The following is a 15349-nucleotide window of genomic DNA, read 5'->3' on the forward strand; positions in this document are numbered from 1 at the left end:
GTCAGGCCTTTCGGGGGGTGATGGTGCGAAGGGATCGGTCGATGAGGGTCACCGCCAGGAGCAGTACGGCTCCGGCGAGCATGAAGAGGGCCAGATGGTGCAGGCCGCCGGTGTCGGCGCCGTGGGTGAAGAAGGCGGCGTCGGCGGCAGAGGCGGCCATCGCGCCGAGGTACATGAACGTGCGCAGCAGCCCGGCCGCCGAGCCGATCCGGGCGGGGTCGGCCTGCCGGTACAGGGCATTCTGATTGGCCAGGCCATTGAGTCCCTGTGGCACACCCATGACGGCTCCGACGGCGGCCAGGATCCAGATCGCGCTGCCCGCGTTCAGGGTCAGCATCGCCAGGCACCCGGCGACCTGGACGAGACTTCCGACCACGAGCTTGGTCCGCACGGCCTCCCGCCGCCCGGTGATCCCGGAGACGACGAGTCCGCTCAGGGACAGCGGCAGCAGGACGAGACCGGCGCCGGCGGCGTCCAGGCCGCGCCCCTCCTCCATCCACTGCGTGAATCCGTAGAGGAAGGCGTACGCGGTGGCGTAGCTGAGGAACTGGCGCAGGAAGGTGGCGAGCATCGGCCCGTTGCCGCCGAGCACCCGCAGGTCGATGAACGGGGCCGGTATCCGGAGCTCCCGCCGCGCGAAGGCGGCCCCGGCGGCGAGCGCGAGCACCGGCAGGTACCAGTCGGCGGCCCGCGGCCTCATCAGGAACAGCATCAGCGAGACGAGCAGCGCGGTGAACAGCGCCATGCCGATGAGGTCGACACGACGGGAGGGGTGGGTGGTCGGCTGCGATTCCGCCGGTCCCGGGGCCTTCGGTTGTGAAGCCGATGATTTCGGCGCCTTCGGCAGGCGCAAGGTGCCGAGGACCAGACAGGCCAGGGACAGCGGCACGTTGATCAGGAAGATGGTGCGCCAGCCGCCCAGTCCGATGAGCAGGCCGCCTAGGGTGGGGCCGACGACGGCGACGGTCTGGGCGGAGACGGCGAGCGCGGTCAGCACACCGGCCGGGCTGCTCTGCCCGGTGCGTTCGGCCTCGCTCCGGGTCAGGTGCATCGCGGCGGGGTACGCGGCCGAGGTGCCGAATCCGAGCAGGACCCGGGCGGCGACGAGCGCGCCGAGGTTCGGGGACAGGGCGCCGAGCAGTCCGGCGATGCCCACCAGGGCCGTACCGATGAGGTAGAGACGGCGGGGTCCGTACAGGTCGACGAGCCGTCCGATGACGGGCTGCCCGACCGCGGTGGCGAGGTAGAGCCCCGAGACGAGCCAGGCGGTGTCCGCGGGCGACGCACCGAGCGCCCTGCCGATCGGCACCAGCGCCACGGCGATCATGGAGGAGTTGACGGGGTTCAGCACGGAGCCGAGGACCATCGGGGCGATCAGCCGGCGGTCGAAACGGTCGGGCGGCCGATGCTGTACGGGGGTGAGCCGGTGCTGGAACCAGTTCCTGAGGGTGGGTATCACGACCGGGTGAGCCGTTCCAGAACCGCCATCGCCTTGATGACGGTCTGCCGCTCGTCCTCCGTGCAGCGCTCCTCGAAGGCCCGGCTGAGCCACTCCGAACGGGCCTGCCGGGTGCCCTCGACGCGCTCGCGCCCGGCATCCGTGAGCGTCACCAGCTGACGCCGGCCGTCTCCGGGGTCGGGGTTGCGCTGGATGAGTCCGTACTGGTCGAGGGCCGCGAGCGTGGCGGCCATCGACTGCGGGCGCACCCCTTCGGCCGCCGCCAGGGCGCTGGCCGTGGCGGCCCCGCTCTTGCTCACCAGGGTGAGCGCGGAGATCTGGGAGGGAGTGAGGTCCTGCACCCCACCCCGCGTTCCCCCGCGTGTCACGTCCGGTGCCGTGCCCTGCGTCCTGGCCTGCGTCTCTTCCGGCGTCTCGGACACCTCGCGGATACGTCGCCGGAGCAGGCTGAAGGCGACCCTCAGATCCTGCGCGGCTCGCGCCGCGGAGTCCTGGGCGCCCGCGTCGTCCGTCCGGCTGCCGCTCTGATCCATACCGCCACGCTAAATCGCCCAGCCCAAACTGTCCAGTTCGGACTGCACAGCTTAAACTGCACAGCTCAGCCTGTCGAACCTTCCACCACCCGTCTTCGATTCACCCGCCTTCCGTCCACCCGCCTTCCGTCCACCCGCCTTCTGTCCATCCGCCTCGCATTCATCCGCCTTGCACACGAACACACATTCGGAACACTCGTTCGCGTGAAGTCCCCTGAGGAGCTCGCACCACAAAATCGAACAGGCGTACCATTGCCGTGTGGCTGCGACCTATGACTTTCCCAGTGACCTCCTCGCCGGTCAGGAGGAGCTGCATCAGGTCCGGGCCGAGTTGCTGGCCCTGCTGAAACGGCTCCCCTGGTCGGTGGAGCCCCTCGACGGCTTCAGCGACACCGGCGGCTGGCGCAAGGTGGAACGCCCCGCCTCCCCCGGCTGGACCGACGACGAACAGGCCGAGGTCGAAAAGCTCCGCCGCCGTGAGCGAGAACTCACCGTGTTCGTGTCCGGCCACCGCTTCTGGTCGGAGATCACTCCGCCGGACAAGGTCGACGCCCGGATGCGACTCAAGCACACGCGGTGAGGTGCCGTCAGGAGACGGCACGGGCCGGGACACCGAGACCCGGGACGGCAGCCGGCGTCGCCGTCCCCTGACGGGTTCCGGGCCGACCCTCCCGGCGGCCTCCGCCGCGGGCGAGCGCTCGCGAGTGCCCGGCAACTGCCTCTCAGGCGGATGTGTGGCGGGCGCCGCCCTCGATGTGGATCGTCTCGCCGGAGACGAACCCCGCGCGCAGGAGCCACATCACCGTGTCGACGACGTCGTCGGTCTCGCCGTGGCGTCCGACGAGGGTCCCGGCCGCGCTCCTGTTCAACAAGCCGGCCTTGGCGTCACCCAGGCGATCCCACGCGCCGGAGTCCACGACACCGGGCGAGACGGCATTGACCCGTACCGGCGCCAGATCCGCCGCCAGGTGGCGCGCGGCGTACTCGACCGCGCCGTTGGTGACCCCCTTGACCAGTGATCCCGGCCCCGGGCGCCAGCCGACGACACCGGAGAACAGCACCATCGACCCGCTCGGCCGCCATACCGGCGCGAAGTGCTTGGCGACCAGCATCGGGCCGACCACCTTCGCGGTGAACGCGGCCAGCAGCTTGTCGCGATCCAGCTCGGTCGCGCGAACATCGTGCGGCGCCGAACCGGTCGTCACGATGTGGTCGACTCCGTCCTTCAGCCGCTCCGCCGCGGCCGCGAGCGTCGACTCGTCCTGTAGATCGACCCGCACCGCGGTGGCGCCGATCTCACGTGCCACCACCTCTGCCGCAGCCAGATCGCGGGCGCCGACGACGACGTCGTACCCGTCCTTCACCGCACGCCTCGCGACGGCCGCGCCGAGCGCCCGCGCACCGCCGATGACCAGGATCCGCTCCATGCGTCTCACTCCCTCTCGTAGGATCGGAAGCAACGGTATGGATTTGATACCGGTATCTTCAACGGAACCGGGAGCGACGATGGGCAAGGCGTACAACGTGATGGCGGCGACCTGCCCGAGCCGCACGGTCCTGCACCGGATCGGCGCCCGCTGGACGGTGTTCGTCGTCAACGCCCTCGAAGACGGGCCTCGCCGCTTCACCGAACTGAAGGGGCACATCCAGGGAATCACCCCGAAGGTCCTGACGGAGACCCTGCGTTCCCTGGAGGCCGACGGTCTGATCAGCCGTCACGAGTACGACGAGAACCCGCCCCGAGTCGAGTACGCCCTGACACCCCTGGGCCGCTCCCTGCTCGTCCCGCTCCGCGCCGTACGGCTCTGGGCCGAAGAACACGTCCCGGACATCGAGGCGGCCCGGGCCCGCCAGCCGATCCTCTGACCTTGAGCCGGCGGACGCCATGAACCGAGGCGGCAGAACGACCGCCCCTTCCAGAGTCCCTCGTACGAGGACACGCCCCTCTTTCCGTTCAGCACCTACCGTTTCTGGCCCCTGTAGTGCTTCATGAGCGCGCTGATCCGTGCGTGGTCCGCCTGGCCGTTGAGTTCGGCCACGAGATGGTCAGGGCACAACTCGTAGAGATCGCCCCACCATCGACGTCCTCGGTTGTCCCAGATCCGGTATCCCCCCGGCACACCCCTGGCGACGTAACGTCTCCGGCTCATCGTCCTCCTCGATGTCCATCCGGTGAAGGTAGCCCGCGGTGCGCGGTCCGGGTTGAGCGGAAACGTGGACTGACGGCCTGGGGCGTTGCCCGGCGCCGGGTGCCCGAGGTGCTGGTGCACACCTACGACGCCCAGCTCGCCACAGGCGCCGTGCGGCCGATGCCGGCGGCCGTCGCGATCGACGGCATGGCCGAGTTCCTCGACACCTGCAACTCCACCCCGGCGGCCTGGCCGCACGAGCCCGCCACCATCCACTACCACGCCACCGAGGGCCGCTCCTGGCTCCTCGCCCTGGACGGCACCGGCGCCTGGCCCGCACCCCTCACGGAGGCGGATCCCACAGCCGGCGCGATCACCATGATGGCCAGGAAAACGAGGTTGGCCGCGACGACCACGACGCCACGTGTGAGGACCCACCCCGGTGCCCCTCTCACACTGAACGATCGCGCGGCTTCGGCAGCGCGCTCGGGATGCCCCCAGAGTCGGACGGCCGCCACGACGTACCGGACGGCCAGCGCCACGAGCACGGATAGCACAAACAGGGTCCCGCCCACTTGCCGACTCCGTTCATGTGCCGCCCGAACAAAGCCAGTTCAGGATAGATCGTCATCTCGCCGACGGGAGGGGCATGCGCACGCGCTGCTGCCTCTCCGTCAGCGTCCGCCCCCGGCCTCCCCACGCACACCACTACGAGCCCGTAGTCGGGAGCGGCACCCCCTCCACCCCGGTGCCGGCCGATCTCCCACCGGAGGCATCGTCATGACCGTGGGCCGCCCCGTACGGTGATCGACTCATGGCCGTCGGCCCATCACGGTGGGCTTCACCTGATGCTTGTCCAAAGCTGGCACTCCTGGACCTGGCGTCCGAGGATGCTCGTATGAAGGTGCCGATCGGCCGCCCGAGCTTGCGGCCCTACCTGCCTTACCGGCAGCGCACTACAGCGGCCTCTGACGGGCTGAGCGCTCGCTTCTTGGGCACCAGTTCCGTACTGCTGTCGGACGGGCGGACCTCGGTGCTCAGCGACGGGTTCGTCACCCGCCCGGGGATGATGCGCGTGGGGATGGGCAAGATCGCCCCGAACCGGGCGCTGGTCCGTGCCGCCATCGAGCGGCTGGGGGTGGACGACCTCGCCGCCGTGGTGTGCGCGCATTCCCACTACGATCACGCCCTCGACGCACCGGTCTGGGCGCTGGAGACCGGCGCCGACCTGGTCGGGTCGGAGTCCACCGCCAACATCGGGCGCGGCCTGAAGGTCCCCGAGTCGTCCTTGCGGGTGGTCGGCGACGGCGACACCGTGACCTACGGCAACTTCACGCTGACCTTCCTGGACTCGGTGCACAGCCCGGGTGACCACTACCCCGGTAGCGTTGACCAGCCCTTGGTCCCGCCGGCTCGCGCCGGTGCCTGGAAGACCGGCACCGCCTACTCCGTGCTCGTGACCCACCCCTACGGCCGCGTGCTGTTGCACGCCAGCGCCAACTACCGGTCCGGTGCGCTGCGCGGTCATCACGCCGACGTCGTCTACCTGGGCGTCGGCACGCTGGGCAAGCAGCCCGCCGAGTTCCTTCAGGCCTACTGGGACGAGGTGGTGGTCGCGACCGGGGCCAGGCGAGTCGTCCTGGTGCACTGGGACGACTTCTTCTTGGGCCTGGACCGGCCACTGCGCCCCATGCCCTACCTGCTCGACAACCTCGACACCACCATGAGCCGACTGCTGCCCCTGGCTCGCCGCGACAACGTCGACGTCGTCCTGCCCGTCTCCTGGCAGCCCAGTGCCCCCCTCGCCGGTCTCGCGTGAACTCGGCTGCGGCCTCCGCGCGGCCCATCCGGCACCTGAGCGGCACGGCGGCCCCACCGACCGGAACCGGCCGGAAACGACAGAGGCCCGGATCACCGGATTCGCACCGGCTGACCTGGGCCTTGCTCGTGTCCTGAGACTGGTGGGCGCGGACGGTTTCGAACCGCCGCCATCCGCCTTGTAGGTTCGATCACAGCTTGGTGCACCCTGACGGAACGGGTTCCGCTGGTCGCTCGCGCATCCGGCTCCAGCCACCGCCGTGCGTCATCGTTCGCCGTCGTTGATGTCAGTTGGTGATGTCAGACCCGACGGACGGTCTATGCGCTGACGGGCAACTCTCGCGCACGTTGCCGGGCTTGGGACCTCAGTCCCTTGAGGCGGCCGTGGAACGGGTTGTGCCTGTTCTGGTCGAGGTTCAGCGGCAGGTCGAGCTGAGAGATCAGCTCCGACTCCAGGGTCCACGGTTCGTCGTGCTCGATCCAGCACACGCGGGCGTTCTCGGCCATCCACTGGCTGAGGGCGACTTCCCCGGCCTTGCCGAAGGTCATGCGCGTGCCGCTGCGGCCCACACGGCGCAGCTCGATCCCGAGCAGGCAACCGAGCGTGAGACGAAGCGTCGATCCGGCCGCGTTGCCCCGGTAGTGATAGCGCACCCGCTTGCGCAGGTTCTGCGTGCTGGTCCGGTTCGCCATGTACCGCGGAGCTATGCCGACGTAGAGCAGACGCCCGGCATCGAGGTCGGCGGAGGGAGCCTGCTCGAAGTGCCATCCGTACACCCCGGCCGCCGCCGGCACCGGGCTGGGACGCAACAGGACCTCCTGCGCCGACCACAGCCGATCCGGTGCGGTGAGAGCGCTATGGGCCACGGAGCCTCCCAGGTCGGCAACGGCTGTTGATCGGAGGCTACTGGATGACTGCGCCGACCCTGGCCGTACGGACTCGCCAGGCCCGTAGCTCTCTCGATGGGAACCATGGCCACGGCGGCCACTCAGGTCTACTTGGCCGGTCAGACAGTTCGGCGGAACGGCCTTCGGCGACGACCGGTGCGGCGCGGTGCCTCCTGGGTCAGAACGGCGGGTCGTCGGAGCAGCCGTCCCACCAGGGATCCATCGCTTCGGGACCCGAGATCCGTGGGTCGGGAAGGGGGCCGGGCTCTACGCCCCAGGTCACCAGGCACCGCTTAGCCATGTATCGGTACCCCCGGTACTCGCTGGCGCTCAGCGTGTTGCGAACCAGTGGTACGACCTCCGGAATGTGTACAGCCAGCTCAGGCACGGCGAGCGTGATCGCCGCTGCGTACACCGCGGCCTCCCTGATCAGAAGGCCTGCATCGGCAAGGCGTGACCGTGCCGCCTCACAGATCAGCGGGATGATGGCACGCACCGCGGCGACATCCCCAGGTTCCCCCGGGCCGTCCTCGTCGTACATTGCTTCGTCGGCGAGATCACCTAGCCACTCGAGGAGCGCCGCGCGCATTCCAGTCCGTCGCCAGGAGGAGCGCCCAGGGGTCGATGGCCTCGCTGCCAGCATTGATCGTCACGGGTCCAAGTGTGGCCTGTGGCTCTGTGTGGGCCATGGCTGGGGCAGCGCCCTTTGTCAAGCCTCGTCGTAGATACCTGGAGGTCTGGCCTCATCCTTATCAGGTCGATCGCGGAGGCCGTCGACGTCGACCAACCGCGCCTGCGCTTCTGCCGATCGTCCATCGAGGTCCGGCGTCGACCGTCCCTGTTCGCGCTTGTTGGTGTCAGCCACTGATGTCAAGCGCCGCGCGCGTGTTCTAGTTGGCTGTGCGTGTTCGTACTGCCCGGTAGTCTCACTCCGTCCATTTGGTAACGAGGGGGGCGTTCGCGAGATGGCGAAGCCGGTACGTGCGGCCTGGGGCGAGGTCTGGATCACCTGTCAGTTCTGTGAGGGGGACCTGTTCCGCGTGCGGAACGTCCTGCTCAACAGCTCCGGTATGGAGTTCATGAAGTTGGGTTGGGCTGACGAGAGCGCTACAGGCCTTATCTGTTGGCAGTGCGGGTACGTCCACCTCTTCGTCAACAAGGACATCAAGGTCTACCGAGCTGACACGTAGCGGAGTTCACCTAGGGGGCTTGAGCCTCCTGACCCTCTCGATGCGAACTATGGGCGAGACGGTCGCTGAGGTTTCTTGGGCAGATCAGTCACCGGTGTCTGGGCGTTGACGGTCGGTTGCGGTCGGGGCCGTTGCCGTACTACTCCGTGATCAGCTCCTTGGCACTGGGCTCGCACCCAGTGATTACGGTGGACCTGCTCAACCCGGAAGCCGTAGATCACGAGCGTGCGTTGGCCTCTCAGTTCGCACATTTCGTTGAGCGCAGGTTCCATGTGTGCGCGCTCTATCCGGTGCGTGGCTCCATCGCGATAGACCAACTCAAGAGGCTGGCGCTTTCCCCAGGTACCTGCACGATGGTGGCCGAGGACTCGGACCCCTCCGTCCGGCAGCACGGCCGTCACGCTGAAGATCAGGAACTGGAACGGCCCTGCACCACGGACGGCAGGCTGTCCGTAGGAGTCGAGTGACATCTACATATCCTCTTCGATCCGCATGCGCATGGACGGGTGAATGTCGTCGATACGCGCAATGCGTTCCAGCCCCGCACGTCTGCCGAAGTGGTCAGGTTCGTCGCGCTGCGGGACCGAGGTCTCTTCCGTCCAGGACCTCGACGTCCACGATGACCGACCCGGTCGGATCAAGACTGAGCCAGATCACCACTTCGTCGTGCTCCTCCAGTTCGCAAAGGTAGGGAGTGGGCGAACCCTGCGGCGCCGTCAAGAGCGCCCCACAGGTGGGCGTACAGGTGCACACGCCGTGGAAGCGCAAGGCTGGGATCTGCGCGATCAGGACCGGGTCATCGTCGCCAAGCAAGCGCACGATGTCGGCAGCCAGCTCGGGGAAGACTTCCGCGAGCAGCGGTAGTCCGTCGACGGTCACAGCACGATGGGAGTCCCGCGCTCCCAGGTGTAGTCGAAGCTTCGCATGTAGTGCCGGAACGCGCGGGCACCCGGAATGTAGCGGAAGTGCAGTGCCGGGTTCTGCCCCGCGGAAGCTCCGAGAACGTGCGGGTTCGCCAACACGTCATCCCTTCTCGGCGAGTTGTGTGTTCCAGGATGACGGGTCCCGGCCTGCTTCTCCACCGTCGCCCAGGGATAGACCTCAGCCTCGATCCCTGGAGCCTGGAGGAAGCGCGTCGAGAAGCGCGAGCTCAGGGTCCGGAGGCAGCGGCAGCGGGTCGGAGGGGAGGCGTACGAGGACGATCCCAAGGGGCGTCGTCGTCGGCAGGTGCTGCCACTGCCGGCCATGCGCGTGGCTCCTCTGCCGTACCAGCGGATGCGCCCGGCCGCGATGCGCGAGCGGGCAGGTGATCGCTGGGAGGACAGCGACTAGGTGTTCACCACACGTACGGGGCGGCCCATCGAGCCGCGCAACGTGTACCGCTCCTTCACCCGGGTCGCCGGAAACGCCGGCCTGCGAGTCATCAGGCTCCACGACGCCCGGCACGGCTGCGCGACTCTGTAGCCACGGCACCGATGCCAGACCGGGATGTCAAAGACCCCCAGCCATGATCGGCTGGGGGTCTTTGTCCTGGTGGGCGCGGACGGTTTCGAACCGCCGACATCCGCCTTGTAAGGGCGGCGCTCTACCGCTGAGCTACGCGCCCAGGACGAGTTGACAGCCTACATTGCCCGGGGGGATGCCCCGCAAACCCGTATCGGGCGAGCGGGTGGCCGGGCCCAGGTCGAAGGGGCGGGGGTTATCCCCACCCCGCATTCGGGAGCGGACCGGATCGTCCGGGGCCTCCCGCGTGCCTACCGTCGAAGTGGCTTCGTCGGCCGGTGCCGGTCGAGGTGCCCGGGGCCCGGGTGTCCGGGTCCGAAGCGGCGAAGTTCTCGCAGACCGTCCCAGGGGGAGATCGATCATGGCCCGCACGCGCACCCGTACCGTCACCGAAGCCCGTACCGCCGCCGGAACCGGTACCAGAAAACCCACCCGCACCGTCGCCGTGCTGCTCGCGATCGGCGTCGGTCTCGGCGTCAGTGCCTGTGGGGCCTCGGCCGGGGACGACAAGGCGCCCGAGACGCGGGGCTTCGGGCTGCACGGGCGGACCCTGACCGTCGACTCGGACGACTCCGCGCTCGATCTGGTGGTGTCGGACTCCGCGAAGGCCGGTGAGATCCGGGTCACCCGGTGGTTCCAGGGGCATGTCGCCCTCGGCGGGGATCCGAAGGTCACCTGGGCCATGAAGGACGGCGACCGGCTGGTGCTGAGGATGAAGTGCTCGGGTGTCGTCGCCGACTGTTCGGCCCGGCACCGGATCGTGGTGCCGCGCGGGGTGGCCGTCAAGGTCGAGGACGGGGACGGAGGGGTGAGCGCGAAGGGCTTCGCCGAGGCGTTGAGCATCCGTACGGCGGACGGTTCGGTGCGGGTCAGTGACTCCTCGGGAGCGCTGGACCTGCACAGCGGCGACGGCTCCATCGAGGCCGTCGGCGTGGACGCGCGCCGCGTCCGGGTCGGTACCGACGACGGTTCGGTGCGGCTCGAACTCGGCACCGTGCCGGACCTGGTGGACTCCCGCAGCGGTGACGGCTCCCTCTCGATCGTGCTGCCCCGGGCCACGTACCGGGTGACCGCCGGGAGTGGGGACGGCTCGGTCCAGGTGGACGTGCCCCGCGACGGTTCCAGCGCCCACCGCGTCACCGCGCACACCGACGACGGAAAGATCACGGTACGGACAGCGAACTGACCGGCCCGTGTGTTCGTCTTCAACCGGTGGGAGAATGACAGCCGGGCAAGGCGGATGACAGCACGGGAGAGGGATGTGACGGCGACACCTTCGCGGCCGTATTCGCCGTTCGCGGGACCCGCGCGGCCTGCACGCCCGCTCGGCGGCATCCGGCGGGACCTCCCGTCGCCACGACCTGCGTCATCGGGGCCACGGGGCGTGGTGGAGCGCCCAGGCGCGGCGGAGCGGCCGAGCGAGGCGGAGCGACCGAGCGAGGCCGCGCGGTCGTCGCGGTCGGCGGCATCGGAACGGTCGTCGTCATCGGGACGACCAGCGCCATCGGGACGACCAGCGCCGTCGGAACGGCCGGCACCGTCGGAACGGCCGGCACCGTCGGAGCGGTCGGCACCGTCGGAACGGCCGGCACCGTCGGAGCAAACCTCACCCCCGGCCCCCCAGCCCCCGGCCCCTTCCCGCGTCGCCCGTGACATGTTCACCCTCGTAGCGCTCCCCCTGCTGGCCGCTCTCGTGCTGCCCGCGGCCTTCGCGGGAGGTGGCACCCGGCGCTGGTTCGGCGGGCGGTCCGAGGGGCAGCGGGCCGAGGCGCAGGCCGCCAAGGACGCCGCCGCGGCGGCGTTCTACGAACTCGACACCGCCCAGCGCGATCTGCGGATCTCGATCGAGACCATCACGGCCGTGGACGACTCCCCCGCCGCCCGTCGCGTGGTCTCGGACTTCACGGCGCTGGGGCTGCGGATCGACGAGGCCAGCCAGAAGTACATCACCGCCGTCGACGCGCACGATCTCGACCGGGACGAGCTGGAGGCGTCCGTCGCGGTGCGGGCCCGCACCGAGCTCGTCGCCGCGAAGGACGAACTGGGCCGGGTGAAGGCCGATCTCGACCGGTTCGAGCAGAGCCTCGGGCCGCTGCTCGGCAAGGCCGAGACCCAGCTCGCCCGGCTGGCGCCCGCCGTCGAGCGCGCCCGGCAGGCACTGCTGGCCGCCTCGAACGCCCTCGACTCCGTGCGGCGGTCCGGGCTGACGGCGGACGATCTCGCGGCCCGGCTCGCCGCACTCGCCCCCGAGCTGACCAAGCTGAACCAGGGGGCCGGACGGCACGGCGTGCCGGAGACGCTGGAGCGTGCCGAGCGGGTCACGCGGGAGGCCGCTGCGGTGCGCTCGGAGGCGGAGCGGCTGCCGGAGCGGGCGGCGGAGATCGACCACCGGCTCGTTTCGCTGCGGACCCGGGCGCAGGCGCTGACGACCCGCTCGGGGCAGGTGGAGCCGGTGCTGAGCGAGTTGCGGCGGCGGTTCTCGGCGGCGTGCTGGCAGGACCTCCAGCAGGTTCCGGACCAGGCCGCGGAGAACGTACGGCAGGCCGAGGCGAAGCTGAACGAGGCGCGGGCCGCGCGGGAGGCGCAGCGCTGGCCGGACGCGGCCTCGCTGCTGGCGACGGTGCGCGCGCTGCTGAACAGCACCGACGAGGCGGTGTCCGCGGCCGGCGACCGGCTGCGGCGGCTGAACGCCGTGCAGAAGGATCCCCAGCAGGAGATCGACCGGACCCGGTTCGCGATCCGGGACGCGCAGCGGCTGGCCATGGCGGGCCGGACGACCCCGGACCCGCGGCAGGCGCGCCCGCTCGACGACTCCGTGGCCCGGCTCGACCGGGCCGTGGCCACGCTGGAGGGCCGCCACCCCGACTACTGGCATTTCCTGACCGAGACGGAGGCCGTGCGGCAGACGGTGGCCCGAGTGGTCGCACAGATCCGCGAGGAGCGCGGCGGCGTCTGACAGGCCCCGGAAGCGAAGGCCTGAGGAAGCGAAGGCCTGAGGATGCGCCCCCAGGAAGCGGAACCCCCGGAAGCCAAGCCCCGGGAAGCGCTCCGAGGGCGCGTGAGGCACCCTCGGAGTCTCTTCCGAGGCCTGGCCGCCCGGGTTGTCCGGCAGGGGCGGTCAACCAGGTCCGGCCGGCCAGGTGCAGCCGCTCCGTCGGTCGAGTGCCGACGATCAGGTCCGGTACGCGTAGTACGCCGCGTTCGGGTACGCCGCCAGGAGGCTCGCCACCGACCGCCGGTAGGTGTCGGTGTCGTGGTAGGTCACGTACGGCACCCCGCTCGCGCTCCGGTACGACGTGATCATGGTGTGGTCCTTGGACCCGTCCTTGTCGAAGTCCATCTGCATCACGTCGCCGACGTCCATCTGGTAGACGTTGGCCAGGGGCGTGGAGCGCTGGGCGGTCTGGGTGAACCAGGACCACTCGTTGACGCCGACCCAGGTGTCGGTCTGGGTGGACGCGGTGTAGTTCCAGGTGCCGTAGTCCTCGTCGGAGCTCGCGACCGTGGCCCAGCCGCCCGCCTTCAGGGACTGGCTGACGTAGTTGGTGCAGTCGCCGCCGACGGAGTTGAAGCTGCGGTAGGCGGGGTTGTAGTTCTTCCAGTACTTCTCGGCGTACGTGGCCATGGCCGCGTAGTCGTACGGGCCGCCGGTGAGCGTCTTGGGGCTGGCGGGCGCGGGATACGTGGTCGCTGCCCGGGGGGCGTCGACAGCGGCCATGGTGGTCCTGCGGGGCGTGGTGGTGACGGGCTCGTTCACCTGCCGGGGGCCCTTGTCCGTCGAGCGTTCGCCCGTCACGGTCCAGCCGCCGTGCGGCCCGGCGGCGAAGGTCAGGACGTGGTGGGCGCGAAAGCCCGTGGTGGCGGGCTCGTCCCCGCGGATCCTCCGGTACGTGAGGGTGGTGGTCTCGGTGACCCAGGCGGTGGCCGTCCGGCCCGTGACCCGGGTCCGGTTCACGGTGACCCGGGTGTCGGCGGCGCTGTAGGCCTCACCGAGGGCGGCGAGGCGGGAGCGGGTGCCGTGCAGCGAGGTGAGGGCGGTGTTCTCGGTGCGGGCGAGGGTGCCGGACACCCGGATGCCCAAGGTGGTCGCGCCGAGGGCCGTACGGGCTGTACGGGCCGCCGGGGCGCGGTCGAGCAGGGCGGCCGTGCGGTCGGTGAACACGGCGTCGGCCACGCGGCCGAAGGCGTCGGCCGTCGACGCGGTCACCCGGGGGGCGGGGGCCGCGGCGTGGGCGGCGGACAGCGGCAGCAGGAGGGCGGAGAGGGTGATCGCGCCCACGACGGAACAACCGCGGCTTAAGTTCTTCGGTGTCACTGGTGATTCTCCTTGCTCCCCGGTCGGACTCCAGGGAAGAGAATCTTTACATGTCCCACTCAACTGTGCGGAATCCGGGGGGAGTTCGCGACGGGTGCAACCAAGTCCTTTATGTCGCAGGTAAGTTGATCTCAACGCGCGGTCGCGGGGCCGACGGAGCGGCGTCGAGCCCCTACTTCACCACGGTCGACCAGTCCGGTGACTGGGCGGGGTCCAGGCCGCGCAGGCGTTCCAGGGTCTCGGGCTTCTGCACGTCGAGCCAGTTGGTCAGCTCTTGGAAGGACACACAGCGAACGCCCTTCTTCGTGCACACGTTCTTGATGACCTGGTCGATGGCCTTCATGTAGATGCCGCCGTTCCAGTCCTCGAAGTGGTTGCCGATGAACAGCGGTGCCCGGCTGCCGTAGTAGACACGGTTGAAACCGGCCATGTACGAGTTGACGGTCTCCCCCTGCCACTGCGGGTACTGGGCCGGATTTCCCTCGGTCTCACCGTCGGACTGGTTGTAGAGGAAGTTGAAGTCCATGGACAGGCCTTGGTACTTGCCGTTCTCGTAGGGGAGCATCTGGAGCGGGAAGTCCCACACGCCCTCCTTCTTCTTCGGCCAGATCTGGAAGTCGCCCGCGGAGCTGGCGTCGTAGCGCCAGTTGTACTTCTTGGCGGTGGCCTTCATGGCCAGGAGCAGGTTCTTCTGGCCTTCGAGGCAGGGCGCGCGTCCGCCGCTGATGGCACGGGTCGCGTCGAAGGGGAGCGGCGGCAGGTCGGTGTAGCCGGTGTTGGTCTTCCACTTCTCCACGAAGGAGAAGAACTGGTCGATCTCGCTCTCCCACTCCGTGACGCTCCAGTCCCCGCCGCCCTTGTCGCCGCAGAAGTGGCCGTTGAAGTGGGTGCCGATCTCGTTGCCCTGCTTCCACGCCTTGCCGAGTTCCGCCAGCGTGGTGCGGATGTGCTCGTCGGTGGCGTAGCTGATGGCCGCCGATCCCGGCGCGTGCATGGGCGGTTCGTAGAGGTCCTTCTTGTCCTTGGGCAGCAGATAGATGCCGGTCAGGAAGAAGGTCATGTGGGCGTTGTACTGCTGGGCCAGCTCCCGGTAGTGCGAGAAGAGCTGGTCGTCGCCCTGGAGGGCGCCGTCCCAGGAGAAGACGACGAACTGGGGCGGCTTCTCACCGGGCTTGAGCGGTACGGCCTTCAACTCGCCCTGCTGCGGGCCCGTGTAGGACGTGGAGCCGTCGCCCAGCACATGGGTCTTGCCGTCCCACGCGGGTTCCTTCTTCACCTTGGCGGCGCCGGGACCGTGCGCGCGGGCCGACGCGGCCGGCGCGGTGTGGTCGGTGTTGAGCGCCAGGTAGGTGGCGGCCATGGACGTGACGACCAGGAAGGCCGTCATGGCCGCGAAGCCCTGGCGCGCGGAAGCGGCGGCGGACACGGGTTCGGACTCACGGCGTCGGCGCCGGCTGTGCTTCGAGTTCATACGGGGCACATTCTGCGAGGAGGACGGAAGGAGCGTGGCGCGG

16 protein-coding genes, 1 tRNA gene and 1 pseudogene are annotated in these 15349 nt (G+C 69.5%); 7 read left to right on the forward strand and 11 right to left on the reverse strand.

All coding sequences use genetic code 11. From position 1 onward, the window contains the following. Position 1: 1 nt before the first annotated feature. Together ACZ4AA_RS01430 and ACZ4AA_RS01435 are read right to left on the reverse strand one after the other, a co-directional pair. Positions 2 to 1459, reverse strand: coding sequence for an MFS transporter (locus tag ACZ4AA_RS01430; protein WP_467593453.1), 1458 nt, complete (start codon positions 1457 to 1459; stop codon positions 2 to 4). After that, complete coding sequence (locus ACZ4AA_RS01435; RefSeq protein WP_467593456.1) at positions 1456 to 1992, reverse strand: MarR family winged helix-turn-helix transcriptional regulator; 537 nt, start codon at positions 1990 to 1992, stop codon at positions 1456 to 1458. The genes ACZ4AA_RS01430 and ACZ4AA_RS01435 overlap by 4 nt, the downstream gene beginning before the upstream one ends. Before the next feature lie 259 nt (positions 1993 to 2251). On the opposite strand from ACZ4AA_RS01435, the gene ACZ4AA_RS01440 reads away from it, so the two are divergent. Next, a complete protein-coding gene (locus ACZ4AA_RS01440) occupies positions 2252 to 2572 on the forward strand; it encodes a hypothetical protein (protein WP_467593458.1) in 321 nt (106 codons plus the stop codon). Between the two features lie 142 nt (positions 2573 to 2714). On the opposite strand, the gene ACZ4AA_RS01445 is transcribed toward ACZ4AA_RS01440, so the two are convergent. Further along, on the reverse strand, positions 2715 to 3506 hold the full coding sequence (locus ACZ4AA_RS01445) for an SDR family NAD(P)-dependent oxidoreductase (RefSeq protein ID WP_467593463.1): 792 nt from the start codon (positions 3504 to 3506) through the stop codon (positions 2715 to 2717). On the opposite strand from ACZ4AA_RS01445, the gene ACZ4AA_RS01450 reads away from it, so the two are divergent. Then, positions 3499 to 3858: a winged helix-turn-helix transcriptional regulator gene (locus ACZ4AA_RS01450; RefSeq protein ID WP_467593465.1), complete on the forward strand. Its 360-nt coding sequence runs from the start codon at positions 3499 to 3501 to the stop codon at positions 3856 to 3858. The genes ACZ4AA_RS01445 and ACZ4AA_RS01450 overlap by 8 nt on opposite strands. A 95-nt stretch (positions 3859 to 3953) precedes the next feature. Here the strand turns inward: ACZ4AA_RS01450 and ACZ4AA_RS01455 are convergent, their stop codons facing one another. Next, positions 3954 to 4142, reverse strand: coding sequence for a hypothetical protein (locus ACZ4AA_RS01455; protein WP_467593468.1), 189 nt, complete (start codon positions 4140 to 4142; stop codon positions 3954 to 3956). 970 nt (positions 4143 to 5112) lie between these two features. Here ACZ4AA_RS01455 and ACZ4AA_RS01460 point away from each other — a divergent pair. Continuing rightward, positions 5113 to 5940: an MBL fold metallo-hydrolase gene (locus tag ACZ4AA_RS01460; protein WP_467593471.1), complete on the forward strand. Its 828-nt coding sequence runs from the start codon at positions 5113 to 5115 to the stop codon at positions 5938 to 5940. 317 nt (positions 5941 to 6257) lie between these two features. Here the strand turns inward: ACZ4AA_RS01460 and ACZ4AA_RS01465 are convergent, their stop codons facing one another. Both ACZ4AA_RS01465 and ACZ4AA_RS01470 read right to left on the reverse strand, forming a co-directional pair. Continuing rightward, entirely contained in the window at positions 6258 to 6806 is a 549-nt protein-coding gene (locus tag ACZ4AA_RS01465) for a GIY-YIG nuclease family protein (RefSeq protein ID WP_467593473.1), read from the reverse strand. 199 nt (positions 6807 to 7005) lie between these two features. After that, positions 7006 to 7416, reverse strand: coding sequence for a hypothetical protein (locus tag ACZ4AA_RS01470; RefSeq protein WP_467593476.1), 411 nt, complete (start codon positions 7414 to 7416; stop codon positions 7006 to 7008). A gap of 789 nt (positions 7417 to 8205) precedes the next feature. On the opposite strand from ACZ4AA_RS01470, the gene ACZ4AA_RS01475 reads away from it, so the two are divergent. Next, complete coding sequence (locus ACZ4AA_RS01475) at positions 8206 to 8484, forward strand: hypothetical protein (protein ID WP_467593479.1); 279 nt, start codon at positions 8206 to 8208, stop codon at positions 8482 to 8484. A gap of 94 nt (positions 8485 to 8578) precedes the next feature. Here the strand turns inward: ACZ4AA_RS01475 and ACZ4AA_RS01480 are convergent, their stop codons facing one another. Together ACZ4AA_RS01480 and ACZ4AA_RS01485 are read right to left on the reverse strand one after the other, a co-directional pair. Further along, positions 8579 to 8896, reverse strand: a complete 318-nt coding sequence (locus ACZ4AA_RS01480) for a hypothetical protein (RefSeq protein WP_467593481.1) — start codon at positions 8894 to 8896, stop codon at positions 8579 to 8581. Then, a complete protein-coding gene (locus tag ACZ4AA_RS01485) occupies positions 8893 to 9036 on the reverse strand; it encodes a hypothetical protein (RefSeq protein WP_467593484.1) in 144 nt (47 codons plus the stop codon). Before ACZ4AA_RS01485 ends, ACZ4AA_RS01480 begins: the two co-directional genes overlap by 4 nt. A 115-nt stretch (positions 9037 to 9151) precedes the next feature. On the opposite strand from ACZ4AA_RS01485, the pseudogene ACZ4AA_RS01490 reads away from it, so the two are divergent. After that, a pseudogene (locus ACZ4AA_RS01490) lies at positions 9152 to 9478 on the forward strand (tyrosine-type recombinase/integrase); the annotation flags it as partial. 70 nt (positions 9479 to 9548) lie between these two features. Here the strand turns inward: ACZ4AA_RS01490 and ACZ4AA_RS01495 are convergent. Beyond that, positions 9549 to 9623 (reverse strand) — tRNA-Val (locus ACZ4AA_RS01495). Between the two features lie 258 nt (positions 9624 to 9881). On the opposite strand from ACZ4AA_RS01495, the gene ACZ4AA_RS01500 reads away from it, so the two are divergent. After that, the gene (locus ACZ4AA_RS01500) at positions 9882 to 10706 is read left to right on the forward strand and encodes a DUF4097 family beta strand repeat-containing protein (RefSeq protein ID WP_467593486.1); all 825 of its coding nucleotides are present in this window, start codon (positions 9882 to 9884) and stop codon (positions 10704 to 10706) included. Positions 10707 to 11174: 468 nt separating this feature from the next. Continuing rightward, positions 11175 to 12476 carry a hypothetical protein gene (locus tag ACZ4AA_RS01505; RefSeq protein ID WP_467593489.1) on the forward strand — a complete coding sequence of 434 codons (1302 nt, stop codon included), beginning with the start codon at positions 11175 to 11177 and terminating at the stop codon, positions 12474 to 12476. Positions 12477 to 12692: 216 nt separating this feature from the next. Here ACZ4AA_RS01505 and ACZ4AA_RS01510 read toward each other — a convergent pair whose 3' ends face one another. Further along, positions 12693 to 13799 (reverse strand): amidase domain-containing protein, encoded by a 1107-nt coding sequence (locus ACZ4AA_RS01510; RefSeq protein WP_467593491.1) that lies wholly within the window; start codon positions 13797 to 13799, stop codon positions 12693 to 12695. 208 nt (positions 13800 to 14007) lie between these two features. Beyond that, a complete protein-coding gene (locus tag ACZ4AA_RS01515) occupies positions 14008 to 15306 on the reverse strand; it encodes a polysaccharide deacetylase family protein (RefSeq protein WP_467593493.1) in 1299 nt (432 codons plus the stop codon). Between the last annotated feature and the right edge of the window lie 43 nt (positions 15307 to 15349).

Source organism: Streptomyces sp. NPDC024698 (assembly GCF_055559015.1).

Coding starts and splice junctions, on each gene's coding strand:
- ACZ4AA_RS01435 (WP_467593456.1), bottom strand. CDS start 1,992: ATGGATCAGAGCGGCAGCCGGACGGACGACGCGGGCGCCCAGGACTCC.
- ACZ4AA_RS01450 (WP_467593465.1), top strand. CDS start 3,499: ATGGGCAAGGCGTACAACGTGATGGCGGCGACCTGCCCGAGCCGCACG.
- ACZ4AA_RS01455 (WP_467593468.1), bottom strand. CDS start 4,142: ATGAGCCGGAGACGTTACGTCGCCAGGGGTGTGCCGGGGGGATACCGG.
- ACZ4AA_RS01470 (WP_467593476.1), bottom strand. CDS start 7,416: ATGCGCGCGGCGCTCCTCGAGTGGCTAGGTGATCTCGCCGACGAAGCA.
- ACZ4AA_RS01500 (WP_467593486.1), top strand. CDS start 9,882: ATGGCCCGCACGCGCACCCGTACCGTCACCGAAGCCCGTACCGCCGCC.
- ACZ4AA_RS01505 (WP_467593489.1), top strand. CDS start 11,175: ATGTTCACCCTCGTAGCGCTCCCCCTGCTGGCCGCTCTCGTGCTGCCC.
- ACZ4AA_RS01515 (WP_467593493.1), bottom strand. CDS start 15,306: ATGAACTCGAAGCACAGCCGGCGCCGACGCCGTGAGTCCGAACCCGTG.